Source organism: Mucilaginibacter sp. OK268, from assembly GCF_900103125.1.
Taxonomy (GTDB): Bacteria; Bacteroidota; Bacteroidia; order Sphingobacteriales; family Sphingobacteriaceae; genus Mucilaginibacter.
In genome coordinates, this window is the sequence record NZ_FNJV01000007.1 from 41,551 (window position 1) to 61,884 (window position 20,334).

The window sequence follows — 20,334 nt, forward strand, 5'->3', positions numbered from 1 at the left end:
AAGTTGAGGCAAATTATTTATTTGACAAAATATTACGCTATCATTATAAAGTAATATAGCTTCCTGCTTCAAGTATTGTTTTGGCCGTGATGTTATCGAATGAGGGTACGTGACCCAGTTCGGTTATGCCGGAGTAGTTGAGGATAAATGTTTTTGAGTAAATATCCTTATCGCCATTAAATATAATACCCATTACCGGTATATCGTATTGTTTAAGCATGCTAAGCGATAGCAGGGTATGATTGATGCTACCCAGGTAATTTTGTGATACCAGTATCACCTTCGCGTTTAATTGTTTGATCAGATCAATGATCAATTCATCATCATTCAATGGTACCATCAGCCCCCCGGCGCCTTCAATAACCAGTTGGTTATTGGTTTGGGGAGGAATGATAGCTTGAATATCTATCACTATTTTATCAATGGCGGCAGATTTATGCGGCGAGAAAGGCTGTGTTAACTGGTAAGCTTCGGGATAGAAACGGGTAGTTTTGTTTGATACCAGGCCCCGCACTTTTAAGGTATCGCTGCTATCCAGATCCCCGGACTGTATGGGCTTCCAGTAGTCGGCCTTCAGCTTTTCTGTTACGATGGCCGAAATAATGGTTTTACCAACACCAGTGCCTATGCCGGTAATGAATATAGGTTGTTTATCAGGCATTTATAAACTGATTAATAATGGTGGCAAGTTTGTTTATATCATTGGCTGTATTAAACGCGTGCAGGCATATCCTTATCCTTTCGGTTCCTGTTGCAACGGTTGGGCTAAGTATGGCTCTTACATCAAACCCTTTATTTTGCAGAATGTTTGCTATGTCACGGGCCTTGTCATTACTCTTAAATACGATACATTGAATAGGGCTGTCGCTATTTAGCAATGGATATACGCTTTCTGGTTTGATTTGTTCTTTAAACAGTTTAATGTTGTTTTTAAGGCTGATGATCTCCGGTTCTGCATTATTTAACAGCTGGTAAGCCATTTTTATGGAGGCCAGTTGATGAAAGGAAGCAGCTGTAGTATAGATAAAAGGACGGGCAAAGTTTATCAGATATTGTCTTAATATGTCGCTGCCCAGTATAATAGCCCCATGGCCACTCAGCGCTTTGCCGAAAGTAACCAAGGAAGCGAAGACCTTGCCCTGTAAGCCGAGCTCAGTTACCAATCCTTTAGGATATAAACCTACTGCATGTGCTTCGTCAACAATTAGATGGGCGCCATATCTTTCGGCGATGTTCAATATATCCAATAGTGGGGGAGTATTCCCATCCATGGAATAAACACTTTCTATCACTACATAACAATTTCCTTTAGCCAGTTTTAACTTTGCTTCCAGGCTACCGGTATCATTATGTTTAAAGCTATAACGATTGGCATAGCTTAGTCTGGCGCCATCAATAGCCGAGGCATGGATCAGTTCATCCAATATAATGGTATCGCCCCGTAGCGCTAATGAGGATAACAAACCCAGGTTGGCATCATATCCCGAATTAAAAAGTAGACCGGCCTGATACTGATGATACGCGGCAATGCTTTTCTCCAGGTCTTCGGCATATTGTAAATTGCCCGATAATAATCGCGACCCGGTTGAGCCATTTAAACTTTGCGGGTGATTTTGTACTTCCAGATCAATGCTGCTTTTTAAAGCTACAGACCGTGCAAAGCCAAGATAATCGTTAGAACAAAAATCAATAAGATCGTTCTCGGGTTTTAATGTCCTGTAAATGCCTGATGATCGTCGTTCCTCGAGTTTGCTTTCGATATATTTTTCGGCAGATGTCAAAATAGAAATGATTTGTGCAAAGGTAAAAAGTTACCGTTTATACACGGGGCGAAATCATTTATTTTTTAGGCTCACTAACCGCATCTATCCGCAATAAAAAAAGGGAACGGATACCCATTCCCTTTTTGCTTTTATAGTTTTGTTTAAGCCGGCAGCGGGAGCTTGCAGGCTACCAGCCGCCAGGTAATTTGTGTGCGTTCCAGCAGTTCGTTAAACTTATCTCCTGCTTTACCACCCAGGTAGCCTGTTTTACCAAGACCGAAGGTGCCACCGTCTCCTTCGCCTTTAGGACCTGCTGGTGTGCCCTTGCCGGTATTTAATCCCAGGAAAGTGTGATACAGCAGCGGAGCATCGGTAATAGTTTCAAACTCTACAATGTGGCTGTTGGTATCGCTAAAATAACTGCTGGCATAGTCAAAGTTGGTGGCAATACCACCGTAGCTGTCTCCGCCTAATAATACATCCCTTCTTTTCAGGTGTAAAAAATCATTTTGCGACATGCACCTATACCAGTGTTTTGCCTCGTTGACATCTTTCCCGGTGGTTTGTTTAGGCGGCACGCTGCTTTTAAACTGAATGCTGTTGTTGTTATGGTGTACGTATTCTAATCTGCCTCTTCTGATGAGGTAAATTTCATGTTCAAATTTATTAGCACTTTTGGTTATGAGCTTATTAATAGCTTCTTCGGAGGTAAGCTTCATTTGATTTAAATTTTGGTTAATATTTAGTGTGGAAACACTATTGTTTTTTTAATAGATAGATGATAAGCAAAAATATATATTGTTTGTTTAATTATAGCAATAGTTAATAAAAATAACTTAGTAAATATTTTTTATTCTTTAGTAAACAATATTTGCTTTTATTTGTGGTTTAGGAGTTAAAGTGCCGAAAGCCGGCACTTTATTTAAAATAACTACCAAGTTTAACTTTATGGCTTTCAAAGCAAGATTAAATTTTTCGGGCAGGGATTATGATGTACTCACCTGTTCTTACGCGCTTGACCGCGATGTTGATTCTAAAGGACGCCCTTCATCGGGTGTTTACGGCGGAAAAATTGAAGTTGAGATAGAATCAACTGAAGACACTTCCATTATTGAAACAATGGTAAACAACCAGTTTAAACCTTTTAAAGGCACCCTGCTGATCAGAAAATCAGAAGAAGATGCCAAAATGAAGGAACTTACTTTTGACGACAGCTACATTATAGCCTATGATGAAGGAATAAATATAGTTGGAGAGGTGCCGATGAGCATGAAATTCGTAATTTCGGCCAGGACGCTTAAAGTTGGTGAGGCCGAGCACATCAATGACTGGCCGGGCAAAAACTAAGAGTCTTATTAATTGTTAAAAGTTTTTAATTTATCATAACATGGCTTTCAAAGCAAGGATAACTATCGGGTCAAAAGAATTTGACGTGTTGCAATGCAGTTTTTCATTAAACAGGGATGTAGATGCCAAAGGCCGCCCTTCCTCGGGCGTATACGGCGGTACCATTCAGGTTGAGGTAGAGTCGACCGAAGATACTTCAGTTATTGAATCAATGGTGAATAACCAGTACAAACCGCTAAGCGGAAAGATAACCTTTAAAAAATCAGACGAGGATGCCAAGATGAAGGAACTATCTTTTGAAGAAGGATACCTTATACAATACAACGAGGGTATATCTATCACTGGCAATAACCCAATGACACTGAGCTTTGTGATATCTGCACGCAAGTTAACCTTAGGTAACGCCGTGCATGAAAACGACTGGCCTAAATAAGCCGCATGATTTATACATAAAAAACAAAGGCTGCCTTGTAAAAAGGCAGCCTTTGTTTTTTATAAGCTGGGCGCTGTTAGTTCTGTGAACCACTACCTCCGCCGCCTTGTCTCATTCTGTCCATTCTGTCTTTCATTGCCTTATCATAGGCGGCTGCCTGGTCGGCTGTTAAAACAGCTTTAATTTTTGTATTGGTAGTTTCCATCATTGGGCGCATGGCGCTTCTCATGGCATCTCTGTCGCCATTAGCTGCTGTTCTTACGCTATCCATCTTTGTAGCCTGCTCTTTATATATAGCGGTTATTTCAGTGGTTTGGTCATCAGAAAGCTTTAGCAGTGTTTGCAGATCTTTAGCCCTCTCTTCCGGACTTTTTCTCATACCGCCACCTTGTGCATGGCTTACCGCCGAAATCCCGATCAGGAAACAGCACATTAACAATAATTTTTTCATAGCTCTTTAATTTATTACGTTTTATAATCTTAGGATAAAGATATACCGTAAAGGTTTAAATAAGCCGATGTAACTTAATTGTTGCTTTGTTGTAAATTTGATATGGAGCGCTGCATTTGAGCCATCATACTGGTGAGGCTTTCCATTGTAGGCTCAGGTGTTGGTTGCGGCAATTGTGTAGAGATATAGCCTTTTGCTTTCCATATTTCCAGCACATCCTCGCCGTTTATTTCATAAGGCTCGTAAACGGGGTTATCTGATATCAGCTTGAGTTTTTTGTTTTCTTTAAATTTATTACCAACGCGTTTATATACCACACCATCGTTTTTAGATATCACGATATAAGTTTCGCCGCTTTTAATGTCGGCCCAGTTTTCCAGGTATTCACCTATAATAATATCGCCTGATAATATAGGCAGCATTGAGTCGCCTTTTATTTCAAAAGCACGGTAGGTGCCTTGTTTAAACATAGGCAGATAAAATTTGGGTAATTGAGATACATATTCCGGATCGGCATAGCCATTCAAATAGCCCGCACTTGCTTTTAGCGGTACCATTTCAATATTTTCATTATCCTCCTTATCAACAGAGATACTTAGTATACGCAGGTTGGCTGGATTGCCTTTTGGTTTTGGCGCCCATTTTTCATCGATGCTCTCATTAATGAAATCATCAATAGTAATGTCAAAAAATATTGCTAAAGTTTTTAGTAGTTCGTATTTTGGTTCAGCTCTTTCTTCTTCATATGCGCCTACTAATGAACGTTTTATACCTAACTGGTCGGCAAATTGTTGCTGGGTTAAACCCTTCTTTTTGCGGAGAAACTTAATATTTTGTGAAATTATTGACATAAAATTTGCATTTGCTAAAATTATTAGTAATTTTATGCTCATAAAGTTAGTAATAAATATTGGTTCACCAAAATTTTTATCATAAAATGAAACGTTTTGTATATATCATCACCGACAGAAACAGGAAAAATCTTCACGTTGGTTTATGCTCAGATCTTGTAAAGACTCTGCAATTTTATAGCGACATGCCCACTTTATTTTTCGACAGCGCGCAGCAGCTTAACCGTTTGGTTTATTTTGAAGAGATCAATACCGAAGAGCAGGCTATGGAGCGTTTCAAAGTAGTAAGCACCTACACCCGCCCGCAAAAAGAAAAAATGATCAGACCTGTTAACCCTGATTGGATAGATCTGACCATTGGTTTAAAGTTTGAAAGTGGTTTACGGGTAAGGCCGCAATTGCGCCCATCTGTAAATGCTAATCGCCGGGCGGTTACTTTTTAATAAATTTTAATGCGCCCGAGTTCATGCAATATCTTTTGCCACCGCGGTTGGCGGGGCCATCGTCAAAAACATGACCCAGGTGTAAACCGGTGCTTTTTTCAATAACCTCGTCGCGGCTCATGCCGTAACTGTCATCATACACAATGGCAACTTTTGTGGAATCGACGGGTTTAACAAAACTTGGCCAGCCTGTTCCGCTGTCAAACTTATCGTCGGAGCTAAATAATACTTCGCCGGTAGCTGCGCTTACGTAAACACCCTTTTGGTGATTGTTCCAATAGTCGTTTTGATACGGCAGCTCTGTTCCGCTTTCAACCATGATGTGGTATTGGTTGGGTGTTAATGTTTTCTTCCACTCTTCTGCTGGTTTGCTCAGCTTCCGTTTGTCACCCTGCCCACTGCTGTTCTGACAGCCAAACGCGGCTACAATAAATAATATCGCTACTGCTAAAACTGATATTTTCATTTTTAAGTATTTAATCAATATAAATAGAATGATGAGCTATTACAGCCATCGTGCTTCTGTGTGCTTAGTCGTTATTAGCAACTAAACCTTACAATTCATTATATCTTAAATACGTAATGCTGCTTTAGGCAGATTGTCATTCGCCTGTATTATTATACGGCTTTTGGTTTGGGTAACAACACTTTGCTGATGATGTGGACTACGCCGTTGCTTTGTGTAATATCAGACCGGCTAATGATACACCGGCCACCGGTTTCATCCTCCAATGTGATATTATTATTGTCATCAATTTTAGCGATCAATTTACCTCCGCTAATGGTAGTTAAAGTGGTTGAACCTTTATGCTTATTGATGAGCTTATGTAATTCTTTAGCGCTAAATTTCCCGGCTACAGCATGATAGGCAATTATATGAGTTAACTCCCAAACATGCGCTGGTTTTAACAATGAATCGAGCTTACCGGGAGATAAACTTTCAAATGCTTCGTTAGCAGGAGCGAAGATGGTAATAGGGCCTTTGCTTTTATATGTCTCGGCTAAATTGGTCGAATTCACAAAATTATAGAATATGGACAGATCCTTGTCTGTAGCTATATTTTGTACAATATCGTTGGCTGGTAACATGGCATCCCCGGCAATGGTTTTCATCGTGCCTGAAGCCGGCACATTGCTAACAGGGTCGGCATCAGCTGCCTGGGCAAGTACGGCGAAGCTACACATCATCAGAGCCAAACTCAACAACAGTATTTTTTTCATATCAGGCTGCAAATATAAACAGATATTATTTGATAACTATTTTAAGCCGTTTAGGTTTTAAATAAAAAAAGCGACTTTATGGTCGCTTTTACTTTTAGATGATCATTTAGTTACCATCCTGGTGTAAATCCTAAGCCAAATAATGGTTTTTTAACATCGGTACGATTAAACGGAATGGCCAGGTACGGCTCCAATACAAATGCCCCAAATACATTGATCCTTAATGATATACCCGCGCTTAATGCCGGAACCCTGCCGTATACCGGCTCGGTAACCGGTTGCCCGTTCACTACAGTAGGTGTACCATCGTCATTAAGTACAGGTTGCTGACCTATTACCGGTGGGTTTTTCTGGAAATAGATATGATCACCGGCGTTCCAGGCCAGGCCCGCGTCGAAAAATAAGTTAAGATCGGTAAACAGGAATTTTGATTTGATCTGGGCCAGTTTCTCCGGACCGGTGAAAGGTAAGCGCACCTCGAAGTTAAATACCGCAATGCGGCTACCCGATAGCTGATCGATGCTGAAACCATTTGTACCGGCTTTGCCATTGTTGTAAAAGGTTTGCCCTTCGTAACCACGGATGTAAAAAGGATAGCCTACGTATAAAGGATAAAGCCCCGTGGCATCGCCACCAAAACGCCCGTAACCATAAAACCTGGCCGCGAAGGTAACGGGTTCAACGCGTACATATTTCCGGAGATCGATAGTTGGCGCAAAGAAATGGTAGGTACCAAAATTATATTCAGCTTCCAGGCGATACCTGAAACCATTGAGCGGCGCGGTTACGCCGAAGAAAGAATTATCACCCACTAAAGCGGTTGATACCTGGAAAAGCGAGTATGATTTTAAGCTGGTACCAATCAACTTACTTTCATCATCATTAGCTATCTTTTTCTTATCAGATGTTAAATAATTTGTGGTGATGGTTTTACTTTTATCGGCATTGATAGTGGTGTCCAACGCGTAATAGTCGCTGTAACGGTCAACCCGGTAGGAGTTATAGGAAGCGCCTGCTCCAATTTCGAAACGTGTGGTTTTTGAGATAGGATAGGAGGTAAACACCCTGGCTGCATCTTCAAAATTTCGGATGATGTCAATATTGTCTGAAAGGACTGTTTCGTTTTTGCCGCTTACACTTTTTGTTGGGAATGTTCGGGTTTGTATACCAAATTGGTATGGGATATGCGATATGCCAAAGCCGAGGTTCCATCTGCCGGTTTGGTTTACGTAGGTTATTGCTGCACCAGAGTCATAGATCTGTCCGTTGACTGACGCCGCAGCGAAGATCTGATTGCGACCGAGTATATCACTGAACACGCCCTGTATGCCGCTTGAAAGACTTGTGCCATAAAAACTGCTTACGCCAATACCAATCCCGCTACCAGCTAAATAATCAAGCTTAAACTTGGGCTTGTAGGCAACGTTGACAACCGAATCGGCCGGGATCTTTTTATAGGCCAGGTAATTATTCAAATTGGAGTTGATCAGATCGACGCCAACTGCACGGGCCGGTGGTAGTATGCCAGCGTTAAAGTTTACATCAGTTGCCTGCAAAGTAGCCGGTTTAAAATCAGATGCCTTTGCATTATAAATGGAATATTTTTGAGCACGATAATAGGAGTAAACCACATCATCGTGATTGGAGATACTTAATGCCGGTGAATACTCGGTAATACCACAGATGCCCGTAAACAGATCGGTCATTTGCTCAATTTTACCGCTGCTGAGGGTGTAACGGTACATATTGCGGAAGCCATCGCGGTTGGATAAAAAGTATACCTGCGAACCATCAGCAGAGTATTGCGGGTTCAGGTTGTTGGAGCCGTTGAATATTTTGATGTCGGTTACTTTGCCTGTAGCCACGTCAAGTTCGGCCAGGTTAAAGGGGATATCCTGCTCTAAAGATTGATCATAAGTGCTTCTATCGCTCGAGAAGATGATCTTTTTACCATCCCTGGAATAACTGGGCTGGTAATCGGAATATTTATCATTGGTCAATTGGGTAACCTTTTTAGTATCGAAATTATAAGAATACAGATCGCCCTGGCCTTCCGATAATCCCTGGAAGACAATGTCCTTGCCGTTAGGCGACCAGGATAAATTACTGAACTGCTCAGCTTTTTCCATCGATACATCGTTCAGTGTATTGCCGCTGGCTACATCCACTACGATCATCCGGTTACGGCCTTTGCTGAATACACTGAAGGCAAAGCGCTTACCATCCGGCGACCATGTGCCTGCCGATTCTATAAAGTTAAACTCATCAATATGCGTGTTGGATACCTTACTTGTGAGCTTTCGTAAGATGCGCCCCGTATGCGCGTCGGCGAGATAAAGGTCGATAGAGAACAAACTTTTAGCCGATAGAAAGGCCACGTAATTACCATCCGGACTCACTGCTGGTGCCACTACCAGGTCGCCGCCTGTTTTACTGTCGATCAGCTTAAGACCAACCGGTTTTTGAACCGTATCTTTTAAAAAAGGTTTGTAAGTGTTTTCGATGGAGGTTTTCCATAAGCGCGACAAGGTCTTGTCATCATACCCAAAGGTGCGCCTGATGCCATAATTAAGGCCGTAACGGGCCGTATTCTTAAAGAATGGTACAATGACTGTATCGCCATAAGTAGAGCCTAGGAACGACCAGAAAGCCTCACCATAACGATAAGGGAAATACTTATTGCTTTCCGTAAGATCGCGCACCGAAGGGATATCATGGTTCAGGTACGCATCACGCATCCACATGGCTGTGTAGGAATCCTTTTTACCTAATGACAGATACTCGGCCATACCCTCGATCATCCATAGCGGGATGTTGTTGATCTCCTCAAAACTATCGCCTTCACCAGCCTGTAGCGCCCGGTACTGAAAGGCGTGCACCAACTCGTGCCCGATAACATGGCGGGTGGTTTGGTTGGTTTCCATCACCGGCATTACTACCCGGTTCTTGAGGCCTTCGGTAACACCGCCGGTACCCACACCAATTTCGCCGTCGATAGCGGTAGTTTGCTGAAAATCGGGGTGGTTGGCGTATAGGATGATAGGATTGGCCGTTTTAAAAGTGTCTTTAAAAACCTGCTGATGTAAAGTATACCACAGCTCACTTTCCTGGGCAAAGCGCTTTACCATACTATCATTTTTTAGGTAATAGTAAATTTCAAAATGCGGGGTTTTATAAACTTTAAACTTGAGGTTTTTATAACGTACCTTATTTTGCCCGAAATACTGGGCATGGGCACCAGTACTTATCAATAAAGAACCTATAAGACAAAGGAATATAAGGGTGAGCTTTTTGGCCTTATTTGATAAGGGGTAGTGTTTATTCATAACTTAACTAAATAGATATCGCTAATTTAATGAAAAATATGTGTGGATGTGCAGATGTGCGGATGTGCAAATATGCAGATGATAAATAAGTGAAATGTAACATTTATTCATCATTTGCACCTCGCGCATCTGCATATCTGCACATCTGAAATCCGCACATCAACTCACACTATTTATTTGCCGGTGGCGTACCTTCCGGATTTTCAGGTGTAGTGGTTGGTGCTGCCGGTGTAGGTAATACGTGCGTTGTATCAATAGGGTTGCTTGTACTGTCAACTGTCGCTGTATCGGTCACTATTCTTGGCGACGGACAATTATATTCCTTGGTGATTTTTACCCATGGTTTCGGGAACGACCCGTAAGTATATCCCGATTTTGGATCGGCATAAACTTTCTCCATAAAGCGGCCAAAAATGGGCAGGGCCGTGTGCGATCCTTCGCCGGTTTCGGAGGTGGTGAAGTGTACGCTGCGATCATCAGCGCCAACCCATATACCGGTTACCAGGTCTTTAGTAATACCCATATACCAGCCATCGACATAATCTGAAGATGTACCGGTTTTGCCACCAATCTGGTTGTCTTTTTTCCACAGTCCAGGGTATTCCCATAAAGCCTGTGATGTACCTCCCGGTTCTTCCATACCACCGCGGAACATGTACAACATCAGCCATGCTGTTTCCGGACTGATCACCTGTTCCTGTTTTAAGGTAAACTCTTTTAATACGCTGCCGTCCTGATCTTCAATTCTGGTTACCAGTATGGGGTCTAATTTCTGGCCCTTGTTTAGGAAGGTGCTATATGCTCTTACCATTTCAAAAACCGAAACATCGTTTGAACCTAATGATACCGATGGTACCGATTTCAACGGACTTTCGATACCGCACTTATGGGCATATTCCACAATTTTATCCCAGCCTACCTTTTCGGTGAGTTGCGCGGTAATGGAGTTTACAGATTTACCCATGGCCCAGCGTAATGACATTTCGCGGTACGAGAAATTAAAGTCGGCATTGTTGGGTTGCCAAACTTCATCCTTGCCGTTATCTTTGTATTTTATGGTAACGGGTTTATCGGTGAATTTATCGCAGGGAGTAAAACCATTATCCAATGCGGTTAAATAAGCGAAAGGCTTAAAGGTTGAACCCGCCTGACGGCGTGCCTGGTTCACGTGATCGTAGTTAAAAAAGCGATGATCGATACCGCCTATCCATACTTTTATTTTACCTGTTGATGGCTCAAGGGTCATCATACCGGTATTCAGGATATGCGCATAGTATTTGATCGAGTCGATAGTCGAAAATGTAGTGTCTTTTTCGCCGTTCCAGGTAAAAACGGTCATCCGTTTTTTCTGTTTAAAATACTGCTGAATTTGAACGGTATCGCCTTTGTATTTCTTTTCCAGCAAACTGAATATGGGCAGCCGTTGTTCGTTTTTCAAGATAAAATCCTTGATCTCTACACCTTTGGAGTCGCGCCATGGGTTTTTGTTGCCCCACAGGTTGTTGAAGCGCTTTTGCAGCATCTTCATTTTTTCGGCAACGGCTTCTTCGGCATACTGCTGCAGATGCGAGTCGATGGTGGTGTATATCTTTAAACCATCCTCGTACAGGTTATAGCCATTCTCCTTACACCATTTATCCAGCCATTTTTCTACCGCGCGGCGCAGGTACGAGTCGCCATGTGAATCTTCTTCCACATAGCTCAGGTTAAGCTTGATGGGCGATTTGAAACTGGTATCATAACCAACTTTGGTGAGGTAGCCATATTTCTGCATCTGGCTTAAAACCGTATTACGGCGCTCCAAAGCACGATCTGGATTTTTAATAGGATTGTAGCTCGAGGTAGCCTTGAGCATGCCAATAAGCAATGCCGCTTCTGCCGGCGTAACCTTATCCGGTGTTTTATTAAAATATTTTAATGAGGCGGTTTTAATGCCGAAGGAGTTGTTACCAAAAGGTACCGTGTTTAAATACAGCGTAAGTATTTGCTCCTTGTTATAAACATGCTCAATTTTAAAAGCGGTAAGCCACTCCTTACACTTGTAAACGATGGTACGAATCACCGGGATATGTTTAATAAAGCCCTGCGATTTGCGTTTACGGGTTTCGAACAGGTTTTTGGCCAGCTGTTGTGTAATAGTACTGCCCCCGCGGCGTTCGCCTTTGGCAGTGGATAGCATACTGGTAAAAAACGAGTAGAAATCAACACCGTTATGCTTGTAAAAGCGGACGTCTTCGGTTGATATAAGGGCGTTGATGAGGTTGGGAGAGATGTTTTTTAGCTCGACAGGGGAGCGATTCTCTTTATAGTACTGGCCAATCAGCTTACCATCGGCTGTATATACCTCAGAACCAACAGACATTACTGGGTTTTTAATATCCTGCATGTCAGGTGAGTAACCTGAAAGCCAGAGGAAATTGAGTTCGATACAACAAAAAAAGATGATGACGAAGTAAATAAATATGGCGAAATATCTAAGAAATCGGTTTCGTATACGTCGGAACATTGGGTAAAGATGTAAAATAATGACACTAAATCATAGTATCAAACAAATATTAATATATACAGTTTACATAAAAGTTACAGTATACCCGTCACCAACCTGTTTGCAAGCATAAGGCATTAAATTATCAGTACCTTAAAACCTTTTTACTATAGGTTGGGTCAAATCGAATTGGCCCTTTGGGTGTGGATATTTATAAATTTAAACAAACAGCATCATTATCAACGCAATTTTAACATCTAAATTTTAAGTTGACAAAACTGTAAAGCAATTTTTTTGATATGAGTAACATAATTAACAAGTTTAAGATTGATAATGGTAAAGGGTTTTCGCTTAAGGATCATGATGCGGCCTATGCCGATGGTTTTGAGAAGGATGATGCCCAGGAAGTGCTCACCGCACTGATAGAAGAAACATTCGACCTGCAAACCGAGCTTTATGCTGCCAATAAATATGCGCTACTGATCATTTTTCAAGCGATGGACGCGGCTGGTAAAGATAGCGCCATAGCACATACACTATCGGGTTTAAATCCGCAGGGCTGCCAGGTGTATAGTTTTAAACAACCCAGCACTGAGGATTATGAACACGATTTTTTATGGCGGCATTACAGATCGCTTCCCGAGCGCGGGCGTATCGGTATCCATAACCGCTCGCATTATGAAAATGTGCTGGTTACCAAAGTGCACCCGGAACTGGTATTAAAAGAGCACTTGCCCGGCATAGATAGTGTGAAAGACATCGACTCCAAATTTTGGAACGAGCGTTATAAAAGCATCCGTGCGTTTGAAGAGCACCTTACTGCTAACGGGACAGTAATTATTAAGTTTTTTCTGCACGTGTCTAAAGACGAGCAAAAAGAACGTTTTTTGGAGCGAATAGACGACCCGAAAAAGAACTGGAAATTTTCCCTGGCTGATATTGAAGAACGTAAACATTGGGACGAATATATGAAAGCCTATGAAAAGGCTATCCGGGAGACAGCCACCAAGGATTGCCCCTGGTATGTGATACCCGCCGATAAAAAATGGTTTACCAGGATTGCCATTTCAACCGTTATACTTCAAACCATTAGCGACCTGAAACTTAAATACCCCGTACTGACCAAAGAAGAAAAAGGTAGGCTGGATGATGCGAAAAATATATTGGAAAAGGAGTGAGGCATTAGTGAAGAGGGAGACCTACGAAGTTTTCAAAACTTCGTAAGTCTTAAAAAAAGGTGTCATGCTAAGCATCGTCGAAGCATAATGGAGGAGGCCTCTGCGCACGCCCTTCGACAAGCTCAGGGTGACACCCCTGAAATCTCTCTGATTATATACTCGAGAACATAGTTTGTGCTCTTTCGCCGATAAGCGGTATAGGTTTGCTTTCGCCGTTAATGGCTCCTATAAAGCCTATTACCCATAAAATGAATAAGCCAAGCCTGATTACCCAAAAAAGGGAATAACCAATAGTGCCTCCTCCGGAGAAAAATATAGCTGCGAAAATGGCCCCGGCAGCATAATAAATGATCATAGAGGCAATGTGAAATAGTAGAGTTTGTCTTAACTGATAGCTTGCCTGCGCGGTTTTATTATCCTTATACATAGCGAAATAAGCGATAAGCCAACCGATGATAAAGAAATAACTAACAATTCCGGCTGTTTTGCCGCTGTCTGTTGATGGTGAGTCGTTCATGGTGATAGGTTAATTAATGATTTAATAAAGCTAACCATATTTCACTACCAAATGTTTGAATTTTTTGTTAATTATTCTACATGGTATTTTCGCGCGTTTTTGACTTATCGGAACCAAGAAAAAGAATCAAATGTCATTTCGAGGAGGAACGAGGAGAAACTATCTCTTGAACGAAGTGAGAAATCTTTTACGATAGAGATGCTAATTTTGTCCCCTCAGGGTCTCCTGAAAGGGACCTTGAGGCTAACCCAACGTAGGCACATTAAATAAAAGACGGAGTCATCCTGAACCTGTTTCAGGATCTCTCAGGACAAATTAATCACCATGTTGTATAGCTATGCATATGGGATGCCGAAATAAATTCGGCATGACGTGAATATTGTAACACTTATAAACTCGGATATTTATCTTCTGCTCAATTTTCCTTCACAAAACTGGCCTCATCAATAAAGCTGCTTTTACCATTGACCACAGCGATGGCCTTAACCGTTGTACTGGCGGAGATAGTTAAGGGTGCGCTATACAATGTTGAACCAGCGGTTGGTGCCGATCCATCGAGTGTATAATATATTTTAGCATCGGCATCCGCGCTTTTGATCTGGATACTGAAAGGCTGTTTGAATGTTTTGGATGGCGCTATAATGTAAGGATTAGCCACGATGGGATTATCGCTGATAGCGGATATGGGTTTTTCCAGATCCTGCAAAAACAGTTTGTTGGAGAGCCTGCCGGTAAACACTTCAAACTCGCCGCCATCGGCGATGTCGCTGTAATTTAAGTACAGTTTATTGTATGATTTTTTGGCGAGACTCATGCCCTGTAAATACGTATTGGCCCTGCTCATACCCGCACCCGAATTGGTGATGGTGAGTTTTTTGCCATTCTCCAGGTAAACCGTAGCCTTATCAAACTGGGGGATTCCCACCAGGAACTGATTTTGCCCCGGCGCTATGTTATAAATACCCAGGGAACTCATCACATACCAGGCCGACATTTGTCCGCAATCTTCATTGCCAGCCAGGCCATCCGGTTTTTCGCTGTATTCCTCGCGTAGGATACGGTCGATATAAAACTGGGTTTTATCGGGCGAATCGGTAAAGTTATACAGGTAGGCCATGTGGTGGCTCGGCTCGTTGCCATGCGCGTACTGTCCGATTAGGCCAGCCACATCAGGCGGAGCGTTACCACTCAGTTTGGAATCGGTGGTAAATAGTTCGTCCAGTTTGGCTTCAAATGCCTGTTTGCCACCCATGCGCGTTATCAATCCATCAACATCCTGTGGTACCAGGAAGGAGTATTGCCAGGAGTTGCCTTCGGTATAATTGCGGTTGATATCGGTAGGGTTAAAAGGGGCGAACCAACCGCCGTTGACCCGGGCCTGCATAAAACCGTTCTGGTTATTATATACGTTTTTCCAGTATTGGGCACGTTGGATGTAGTTGGTATAATCCTGTGGCTTATCCAGCATTTTAGCCATTTGGGCAATGCACCAATCGTCATAAGCATACTCCAGCGTTTTCGAAACAGATTCCTTTTGCGCGTCGGCTTGTACAGCACCATTTCTACGGTAATTATCCAAACCAAATTGATCGCGGTTTACTGCGGCTTTCATGGCGGTAAAGGCTTCGGCAGCATCAAAATCACGGATGCCTTTGGCATAAGCGTCCACAATAACCGGGATAGAATGATTGCCGATCATGCAATAAGTTTCGGAACTGGCGAGTGGCCATATAGGCAATAAACCACCTTGCTCGTACATCGCCAGGAAAGTTTTGATAAAATCGCGCGTCCGTTTCCTGTCGATCAGTGTTAACAAAGGATTTTCGGCGCGGAAGGTATCCCATAAAGAAAACACGGTGTAGTAATTAAAACCCTGCGCGGTATGTACTTTTTGATCAAGCCCCAGGTATTGCCCATCCACATCATTATAAATGTTTGGCGCAAGCATGGCATGATACAGGGCAGTATAGAAAATGGTTTGTTTGATGTGGGAATAGTCGGGCACTACCGGTCGTTTCTCTTTGGGCACGCGACCATTGCCGCCGCTTGCCCTGAGTTCTGTTTGGGCGGCTTGTGTGGCCTGGGCAACAGTAGGAGCGCCGCCTTCTACCTGGATCTTGTTCAGTTCGGTATTCCAGGAAGCTCTTGCCGCTTTTTGAATCTTTTTAAAGTCGAAATCGGGTACTTCGGCATCCAGGTTTTTTAAGGCACCCTCGGCGCTCACCGTGGATATGCCTACTTTGGAGATCAGCTCGCCGGGATTATCAAATTGCAAATACATTTTGATATTTTTGCCTTCTGCCTTTTTCTGGCCTTCCTGTAGTTGATCGTTACTGGCTATGCCATAAGTTTTAAAGGGTTTGGAGAATTTGGCATAGAAATAAACCCGCTGACCTTTGGCCCATGACCTGGATTCGCGATAACCACGGACTTCATGATCGTTCACTACCTCTATCCAGGAGTCGATCACGATATCGCGGTGCTGCAGATCAATGATGATATTGGCCTTCGGTGTGCTGGGGTAATTGTAGCGGTGTACGCCGACACGGGTAGTTGCAGTAAGCTCCACACCGATATTATACTTATCCAACAGGGTTTTATAATAGCCCGGTGTGGCCAGCTCATTTTTCTTTTTAAAGCCCGAGCGGTAATCCGTGTTTTTAAACTGCGGATCGCCGGTGGTAGGCATAAATAATACGTCGCAATAATCGGCAATACCGGTACCGCTCAAATGCGTATGCGAAAAGCCATAAACCACCGTATCTGTAAAGTGGTAGCCCGAACAGCCATCCCAACCGGTTAAACGCGTATCCGGACTCAATTGCACCATACCAAAAGGCAACACAGCGCCGGGATAAGTATGTCCATGTCCGCCAGTGCCGATAAAAGGATCAACCAGTTGCGCGTAATCCTTCTCTTTTTTCTTTTCCGCCTTTTGGGCTAACGCCACAGACGTTGTGGCAAATAATAGAGTAAATGCTAAAGTATTACGGAGCACAAATTTTATAGCGGGCATACAGGTAAATGCTGTTTATTATATCACGCAAATTAAAACTTAAATGTTACAATTGATAAAAAAATGCAGACGTTGGGGCAGGGGAGATGCGTAACAAGATTGTCGCAGATGACTCACTCGATCATCGCTATGCTCGACCACCCTCTTTCCGCGCGTCATTGCGAGGGACGAGGACAACCGACCGGAGGGAGCTCATTAATACCAATAAGAACAAAAACAACATTAATAATCCCCTTTATACAGGGCGAATAGATATGTCGTAGAGCGCTCAATTGCCGCTAAGGCTGTTACTTTGTCTTGATACAAAGTAACCAAAAATCAAGTCACCAGAAATGCTTCTTTGCCGCACAAGGCCTTTGCCCTGCAAATCAAACAGAACCACGGGCTGCTAAACCTCGCCGCTACTTCGTTCGCACTACCCCCACGCTTCGGCGAGGTTTGCTAATGCCCCTGCAACCACACAGGCTAACATGTTCTGCCTGCTTTCGCCCGAAGCTTATCTGCTGACGGGGAAGAAAAATTGCATTGTGTAACTTCTGCCGTCGCTCGGCTCCAGTCGAGTGACCGCTATTACCCGGCCTCCGGCCGATGGCAATCGCATACTATAAAGAGCGGCTCTGTAAGTAGGGGATTGCTTCGTGCCTCGCAATGACGCGTGGTGAGAAATGTGTTTTATCCCTTCTTTCCGCCGCAGGCGAAGAAGAGGGGATCCAGCGAAGCGCAGATCGGGTGAGTCGTTTCTGCGATACGGAAAGTCGTGATTCAATACTTCCCTCCCTACACCCTCCCGCTGGGAGGGAATCGCACAAAGCCAGCATTTTGAATATTAAGCTGTTTTTTTGTCTTGATACCTGATACGAGCTACTTGATACTACCAAAGCCAAATCCCATATTCAGCTGTCCGGCAAATGAGGGTGCTTTATCTGTTTCACCGATATGGTAAATCGGAGTTTCTTCAAATCGCGAAGCTACAACTACATGGATACCGTCTGCACAGGCGGTAAACAGATCTTCGACCAGTTTGGGGTTGTTATTATTATGCGATAGGTGGGAAAGCAGCAAATGGGTCATGTGTGCGGGCCTGTGCGTAGTGAATAATGCCAGCGCCTGTTTGTTTGACAGGTGCCCCTTGCCGCCACGGATACGTCGTTTAAGATGATAGGGGTAACCACCGTTATCGAGCATATCGTCATCATAATTGGCTTCTAAAAAAGCGGCATGGCACTGGCTAAAATAGCGGATAAGCCTGTCACACACCACGCCGATATCTGTAAATATACCTACGTTGATATCGCGGCAGCTTACAAAAAAGCTATGCGGCTCGGTGGCGTCATGTTCTTTAGGGAATGAGGTAACCTGCAGTTCGCCAATGTTTACGGTTTCAAACTCTCGTAAATGGTGCACCAGTTGCGCATCCACACTGTTACCTAAATGTAATAAGGTGCCTGGTGTAATATATACAGGCAGATTAAACTTTTTAGCCAGTACCGGTATGCCGCGGATATGGTCTGAATGCTCATGTGATACAAATATGGCTTTTACCTTTTGCATGGATAAGCCCAGCCGGGCCATGCGTTTTTCTGTTTCGCGGCATGATATGCCGGCATCAACCAATATAGCCTCCCGCTCGTTCCCTACGTAATAGCAATTGCCGTTACTGCCCGAATTTAGTGATGTGATGAATAATGACATGTAAATACAAAGTAACGGATTTAAGCTAAATTTTATCTTTACTTAACGTGCAGTGTTTAAAAATAATCACTAAAATTTCGCGGCTATAAAAAGCTGCTTATATTTAGCCATGGATTCACCCCAAACTTTACCGGTACTTGATGCTACAGAGCTGCGTGTATTAGGCTCGTTGATGGAAAAAAGCAAAACCACGCCCGATTATTATCCCATGACCCTTAATGGCTTAACCGCTGCATGTAATCAAAAAACATCGCGCAAGCCGGTTGTGAATTATGATGAAGGCACGGTTACCGAAGCTTTAAATACCCTCAAAAGACGCGGCCTGATCTCTACCGTTACCGGCGGCTCCATCCGTAATATAAAATATAAACATAATTTTGCTATCGTATTCCCAGTGATACCGGCCGAAGTAGCTCTGCTTTGCCTGCTGATATTGCGTGGCCCGCAAACACCAGGCGAACTGAATACCAACTCGGGCAGGTTATATGAGTTTGAAACGATAGAGGAAGTACAGGAAATGCTCGAAAAACTGGCCGACCCGGCTTTGCCTTATGTGGTACAGTTACCCAAGCGCCCGGGACAAAAAGAAGTTCGGTATGCTCATCTTTTAAGTGGTACACCGGATATTAATGACTATGATGACGTCGAAGAAACAGGCTCTCGCACAACCGGTGGATTGGAAGTCCGTGTAAGCCAGTTAGAGCAGGAACTTGCTGAGGTAAAAGAGAAACTGGTTAAATTGATGCAGGAATTAGGGGTAGGGGAATAAATTGATTCCGACGATAATGAATTGGATAATAAGGCGTAGTGATAAATTATCTGCTCATACCTACTTAGATGAGCTTTTAATACCCATTTTAGAAGATTTATCTGGGTTTAACTGGTTGTTAACCGATCTTGATTTTAACTCTTCAGAAATTAATGAGCACTTACCTATAAACTTTGATCATGAATGTTTTTTATTGTCTGAGAACGAATTTCATGTCTTGTTAAACGCCAATATACAGATCTGGTGGGGAGTTATTTTGGGTTTCCCCAGATCGATTACTGTAACACTTGATGAGGACAATTTACCTTTTGCGGAAGGTAATGGGCTGATCTGGAAAAATGAAAACATACAGCATCCTGATGCCCAGATAGAAATTATTTGCTTTGATAGCGGATATACGATTATTAAATTTAAAGACAGCTATCTGTCTGATAAATTTAAAAGCCATTTTACAGAGGCGATAGCATTAGAAAAATTCAAAGACAATCCAATTACTAAACAAAGGCGATAAGAATTAAAGAATGTAGAAGTGGTACGGTGCTAACACCGGCCACAGGCTGAACATATTCTGATAATCTATATGATGTGTGAACATTTAATTGAGCTCGAAAGGTTTATTAAAGCTAACGGAATTCAGGAAACTTTTAGAGGCAAAGCCTGGTCGGATAGCTGTAGGGAATGGGTTTATTTTGATTGCCTGTTGGATTTAACCAGCCTGCGAAACAGATTTCAGTTTCCTGCTTTTATTCTTACACACATAAACGATGACAATAAATCGGGAATGGAGGCGGGTTTTGTTTGTGATCTTTGTAAAGATGCAATTATGGGCCTTCATCCACATT

At 42.8% G+C, this 20,334-nt stretch carries 18 protein-coding genes; 6 read left to right on the top strand and 12 right to left on the bottom strand.

Annotation, left to right across the window (positions count from 1 at the left end):
- Positions 1 to 43: 43 nt before the first annotated feature.
- The 3 genes from bioD to BLR84_RS20370 form a co-directional block, all read right to left on the bottom strand.
- A complete protein-coding gene (bioD, locus tag BLR84_RS20360) occupies positions 44 to 661 on the bottom strand; it encodes a dethiobiotin synthase (protein WP_090471820.1) in 618 nt (205 codons plus the stop codon).
- Positions 654 to 1,781, bottom strand: a complete 1,128-nt coding sequence (locus BLR84_RS20365) for an aminotransferase class I/II-fold pyridoxal phosphate-dependent enzyme (protein WP_090471822.1) — start codon at positions 1,779 to 1,781, stop codon at positions 654 to 656. The genes bioD and BLR84_RS20365 overlap by 8 nt, the downstream gene beginning before the upstream one ends.
- A gap of 143 nt (positions 1,782 to 1,924) precedes the next feature.
- Positions 1,925 to 2,482 carry a hypothetical protein gene (locus BLR84_RS20370; protein WP_090471824.1) on the bottom strand — a complete coding sequence of 186 codons (558 nt, stop codon included), beginning with the start codon at positions 2,480 to 2,482 and terminating at the stop codon, positions 1,925 to 1,927.
- A 229-nt stretch (positions 2,483 to 2,711) separates the two neighbouring features.
- Here BLR84_RS20370 and tssD (BLR84_RS20375) point away from each other — a divergent pair, with 229 nt between their 5' ends.
- Positions 2,712 to 3,110, top strand: coding sequence for a type VI secretion system tube protein TssD (gene tssD / locus BLR84_RS20375; RefSeq protein WP_090472339.1), 399 nt, complete (start codon positions 2,712 to 2,714; stop codon positions 3,108 to 3,110).
- A gap of 40 nt (positions 3,111 to 3,150) precedes the next feature.
- On the top strand, positions 3,151 to 3,543 hold the full coding sequence (gene tssD, locus BLR84_RS20380) for a type VI secretion system tube protein TssD (protein ID WP_090471826.1): 393 nt from the start codon (positions 3,151 to 3,153) through the stop codon (positions 3,541 to 3,543).
- A 76-nt stretch (positions 3,544 to 3,619) separates the two neighbouring features.
- Here tssD (BLR84_RS20380) and BLR84_RS20385 read toward each other — a convergent pair whose 3' ends face one another.
- Together BLR84_RS20385 and BLR84_RS20390 are read right to left on the bottom strand one after the other, a co-directional pair.
- Entirely contained in the window at positions 3,620 to 3,994 is a 375-nt protein-coding gene (locus tag BLR84_RS20385; RefSeq protein ID WP_090471828.1) for a hypothetical protein, read from the bottom strand.
- A 74-nt stretch (positions 3,995 to 4,068) separates the two neighbouring features.
- On the bottom strand, positions 4,069 to 4,845 hold the full coding sequence (locus tag BLR84_RS20390) for an XRE family transcriptional regulator (RefSeq protein ID WP_090472341.1): 777 nt from the start codon (positions 4,843 to 4,845) through the stop codon (positions 4,069 to 4,071).
- An 86-nt stretch (positions 4,846 to 4,931) separates the two neighbouring features.
- Here BLR84_RS20390 and BLR84_RS20395 point away from each other — a divergent pair, with 86 nt between their 5' ends.
- Entirely contained in the window at positions 4,932 to 5,288 is a 357-nt protein-coding gene (locus BLR84_RS20395; protein ID WP_090471830.1) for a GIY-YIG nuclease family protein, read from the top strand.
- Here BLR84_RS20395 and msrB read toward each other — a convergent pair.
- The 4 genes from msrB to BLR84_RS20415 all read right to left on the bottom strand — a co-directional run bounded on the left by msrB (position 5,278) and on the right by BLR84_RS20415 (position 12,341).
- Positions 5,278 to 5,754 (bottom strand): peptide-methionine (R)-S-oxide reductase MsrB, encoded by a 477-nt coding sequence (gene msrB / locus BLR84_RS20400; RefSeq protein ID WP_090471832.1) that lies wholly within the window; start codon positions 5,752 to 5,754, stop codon positions 5,278 to 5,280. The two genes, BLR84_RS20395 and msrB, sit on opposite strands and share 11 nt — an antisense overlap.
- Before the next feature lie 152 nt (positions 5,755 to 5,906).
- Positions 5,907 to 6,509, bottom strand: coding sequence for a fasciclin domain-containing protein (locus tag BLR84_RS20405; RefSeq protein ID WP_090471835.1), 603 nt, complete (start codon positions 6,507 to 6,509; stop codon positions 5,907 to 5,909).
- Between the two features lie 110 nt (positions 6,510 to 6,619).
- Positions 6,620 to 9,835, bottom strand: a complete 3,216-nt coding sequence (locus BLR84_RS20410; protein ID WP_090471837.1) for a DPP IV N-terminal domain-containing protein — start codon at positions 9,833 to 9,835, stop codon at positions 6,620 to 6,622.
- A gap of 169 nt (positions 9,836 to 10,004) precedes the next feature.
- A complete protein-coding gene (locus BLR84_RS20415) occupies positions 10,005 to 12,341 on the bottom strand; it encodes a penicillin-binding protein 1A (protein ID WP_090471839.1) in 2,337 nt (778 codons plus the stop codon).
- A gap of 278 nt (positions 12,342 to 12,619) precedes the next feature.
- Here BLR84_RS20415 and BLR84_RS20420 point away from each other — a divergent pair, with 278 nt between their 5' ends.
- Positions 12,620 to 13,498 carry a polyphosphate kinase 2 family protein gene (locus tag BLR84_RS20420; RefSeq protein ID WP_090471842.1) on the top strand — a complete coding sequence of 293 codons (879 nt, stop codon included), beginning with the start codon at positions 12,620 to 12,622 and terminating at the stop codon, positions 13,496 to 13,498.
- Positions 13,499 to 13,649: 151 nt separating this feature from the next.
- Here BLR84_RS20420 and BLR84_RS20425 read toward each other — a convergent pair whose 3' ends face one another.
- The 3 genes from BLR84_RS20425 to BLR84_RS20440 all read right to left on the bottom strand — a co-directional run bounded on the left by BLR84_RS20425 (position 13,650) and on the right by BLR84_RS20440 (position 18,723).
- The gene (locus tag BLR84_RS20425; RefSeq protein WP_090471844.1) at positions 13,650 to 14,015 is read right to left on the bottom strand and encodes a magnetosome magnetite crystal formation protein family; all 366 of its coding nucleotides are present in this window, start codon (positions 14,013 to 14,015) and stop codon (positions 13,650 to 13,652) included.
- Between the two features lie 415 nt (positions 14,016 to 14,430).
- Positions 14,431 to 17,031, bottom strand: coding sequence for a GH92 family glycosyl hydrolase (locus BLR84_RS20435; protein WP_090471847.1), 2,601 nt, complete (start codon positions 17,029 to 17,031; stop codon positions 14,431 to 14,433).
- Between the two features lie 861 nt (positions 17,032 to 17,892).
- A complete protein-coding gene (locus tag BLR84_RS20440; protein WP_090471850.1) occupies positions 17,893 to 18,723 on the bottom strand; it encodes an MBL fold metallo-hydrolase in 831 nt (276 codons plus the stop codon).
- 109 nt (positions 18,724 to 18,832) lie between these two features.
- On the opposite strand from BLR84_RS20440, the gene BLR84_RS20445 reads away from it, so the two are divergent.
- Positions 18,833 to 19,492 (top strand): YceH family protein, encoded by a 660-nt coding sequence (locus BLR84_RS20445; protein ID WP_090471852.1) that lies wholly within the window; start codon positions 18,833 to 18,835, stop codon positions 19,490 to 19,492.
- Positions 19,493 to 19,508: 16 nt separating this feature from the next.
- Complete coding sequence (locus BLR84_RS20450; RefSeq protein WP_090471854.1) at positions 19,509 to 20,003, top strand: hypothetical protein; 495 nt, start codon at positions 19,509 to 19,511, stop codon at positions 20,001 to 20,003.
- Positions 20,004 to 20,334: the final 331 nt, after the last annotated feature.

Bases quoted from the DNA above. Each gene is read 5' to 3' on its own strand.
- BLR84_RS20445 (WP_090471852.1), top strand. From the start codon at position 18,833: ATGGATTCACCCCAAACTTTACCGGTACTTGATGCTACAGAGCTGCGT.
- BLR84_RS20420 (WP_090471842.1), top strand. From the start codon at position 12,620: ATGAGTAACATAATTAACAAGTTTAAGATTGATAATGGTAAAGGGTTT.
- BLR84_RS20370 (WP_090471824.1), bottom strand. From the start codon at position 2,482: ATGAAGCTTACCTCCGAAGAAGCTATTAATAAGCTCATAACCAAAAGT.
- BLR84_RS20425 (WP_090471844.1), bottom strand. From the start codon at position 14,015: ATGAACGACTCACCATCAACAGACAGCGGCAAAACAGCCGGAATTGTT.
- BLR84_RS20410 (WP_090471837.1), bottom strand. From the start codon at position 9,835: ATGAATAAACACTACCCCTTATCAAATAAGGCCAAAAAGCTCACCCTT.
- BLR84_RS20450 (WP_090471854.1), top strand. From the start codon at position 19,509: ATGAATTGGATAATAAGGCGTAGTGATAAATTATCTGCTCATACCTAC.
- BLR84_RS20395 (WP_090471830.1), top strand. From the start codon at position 4,932: ATGAAACGTTTTGTATATATCATCACCGACAGAAACAGGAAAAATCTT.
- BLR84_RS20385 (WP_090471828.1), bottom strand. From the start codon at position 3,994: ATGAAAAAATTATTGTTAATGTGCTGTTTCCTGATCGGGATTTCGGCG.
- BLR84_RS20405 (WP_090471835.1), bottom strand. From the start codon at position 6,509: ATGAAAAAAATACTGTTGTTGAGTTTGGCTCTGATGATGTGTAGCTTC.
- msrB (WP_090471832.1), bottom strand. From the start codon at position 5,754: ATGAAAATATCAGTTTTAGCAGTAGCGATATTATTTATTGTAGCCGCG.
- bioD (WP_090471820.1), bottom strand. From the start codon at position 661: ATGCCTGATAAACAACCTATATTCATTACCGGCATAGGCACTGGTGTT.
- tssD (WP_090471826.1), top strand. From the start codon at position 3,151: ATGGCTTTCAAAGCAAGGATAACTATCGGGTCAAAAGAATTTGACGTG.
- BLR84_RS20415 (WP_090471839.1), bottom strand. From the start codon at position 12,341: ATGTTCCGACGTATACGAAACCGATTTCTTAGATATTTCGCCATATTT.
- BLR84_RS20440 (WP_090471850.1), bottom strand. From the start codon at position 18,723: ATGTCATTATTCATCACATCACTAAATTCGGGCAGTAACGGCAATTGC.
- BLR84_RS20435 (WP_090471847.1), bottom strand. From the start codon at position 17,031: ATGCCCGCTATAAAATTTGTGCTCCGTAATACTTTAGCATTTACTCTA.
- BLR84_RS20390 (WP_090472341.1), bottom strand. From the start codon at position 4,845: ATGTCAATAATTTCACAAAATATTAAGTTTCTCCGCAAAAAGAAGGGT.
- tssD (WP_090472339.1), top strand. From the start codon at position 2,712: ATGGCTTTCAAAGCAAGATTAAATTTTTCGGGCAGGGATTATGATGTA.